We start from the raw sequence: 1,581 nt of genomic DNA, 5'->3' as shown, positions 1-1,581 counted from the left end.
AATCTTGAAATAAAAATGTAATATCGAATTTACACGAGATGACATAATACAATAGACAAAAGCTTACCCCGGCTGAAGTTCTTGAGATAATTAGAGTTTACTCATATAGCTGAAACTTGTGTAAGTTATGGACTGTAATTCCGGGTTCTCCGCAAAAAGGACCGAGTTGTCCCGATGATCCGTTTCTGGCCTTCCATGGTGGTCGCATTGATTTCGCTGGCGGCGGTTTTGTTCGGGACGCTTCCGTCCTACGCGGACAGCTGCGGCGCGATCAGAAGCCAGTTGCTTTCGGGTGGCCGCAGCAACGGGGCGAACCCGGAGCTTGCTCAACTGCGCCGGCAACTTGCAGCCATCCAGACTATCGAGAGACAGCGCCAGTGCACGGCGAAAAGTTCGCTTGGTGGTCTCTTCAACGCTTGCGCCGATCTCGCCAGGAGCCGCTCGGATGTGCAGCGCCGGATCGCTGCCGCCGGGAATTCAGGCCGCGACACGGCGGGTCTGCAGGCGCGCCTCGTGGCGCTTGGCTGCGCGCCTTCGGCAAAGCAACGGTCTGCGCGCGCCGCGCCCGGCACCCAATCGGCGAGCACCACGTTCGGCGGCAATGCGATGCTGTTTTGCGTGCGTCTGTCGGACGGGTATTTCTTCCCGGCGCCAAAGTCGCAATTCGCCGCCAGCGGTGATCTGAAGGAGACGGCCGATCAATGCCGTTACATCTGCGATGACCCCAGCGTCGACCTCTACACGTTGAACGATGCCAGCCTCGAAACCGACCAGATGGTCGCGCTCGACACGCGCAAGCCTTATACCGAACTGCCGGCAGCCTTCAGATATCGCGATGATGCGAATTTCAAGGCATGCGACGTCAAGCGATACTACCAGCGGGTCACCGAACTGCGAGCCAGGACTGTGACGCCCGCCAACATGCGCAATGCCATTATTCCGCTGCCGACGGCGAAGCCGGATCTCGGCACGGTTGCGGCCGTCCCTGGAATCGATGCCGAAGCGCCAGGTGCCGCCCAGCACCTTTCGATCGAGGCCGGCAAGCGGTCGGTGCGCGTGGTCGGCCCGGCGTTTTTCCCGGCCGAATGATCGCCGGCTTCCCCAATTGGCGATCACCGGTTGCGGCGTGCCTGCTGCGATGCGGTTGCCTGATCCGGCTGGAACAGAGAGGCGCTCATGGCGTTGTGATCGACATCAGCCGGGAGAAACGCCGTGGCTACGTTCCGGGAAATGCGGGTACTGGAGATCGTCGAAGATGACTCGCTGACCACCGAACAGAAAATCGCCGAACTGCGCGAGATCGAATCCGAGGCGCGTGGGCTGCAGCGGGCTGCCTCGGAGGGTCCGATGGACGACGATGACGGCTGGCAGGAAGATCTGCGTCAGGTTCGTCTTGCACTCGACAAGCTCGGTGCGAAGGAGCCGAAAAAGGGCGCTGCTTCACTGTGAGGCCGGGTCACCGAAGCTATCCGCGGATCGCGTCTTGATCGCATCCCATCCGAAAACCGGGTCCCGCTTTTAGGGACCCGCTCCGATCTAATCGCAGACCATGCGAGCTCTCTTGCCAGGCTCGCTGACGTT

2 protein-coding genes are annotated in these 1,581 nt (G+C 60.2%); both read left to right on the top strand.

Features of this window, described 5'->3' with window-relative positions:
* The first annotated feature begins 174 nt into the window (after positions 1-174).
* A complete protein-coding gene (locus tag EN969_RS30420) occupies positions 175-1,089 on the top strand; it encodes a DUF2865 domain-containing protein (RefSeq protein WP_063169150.1) in 915 nt (304 codons plus the stop codon).
* A 123-nt stretch (positions 1,090-1,212) separates the two neighbouring features.
* Positions 1,213-1,449 carry a hypothetical protein gene (locus tag EN969_RS30415; protein ID WP_013529265.1) on the top strand — a complete coding sequence of 79 codons (237 nt, stop codon included), beginning with the start codon at positions 1,213-1,215 and terminating at the stop codon, positions 1,447-1,449.
* Positions 1,450-1,581 lie beyond the last annotated feature (132 nt).

The organism is Mesorhizobium sp. M7A.F.Ca.CA.003.01.2.1 (genome assembly GCF_003998945.1).
Classification (GTDB): domain Bacteria; phylum Pseudomonadota; class Alphaproteobacteria; order Rhizobiales; family Rhizobiaceae; genus Mesorhizobium; species Mesorhizobium ciceri.
This window is presented reverse-complemented; position numbering and strand designations above follow the sequence as displayed.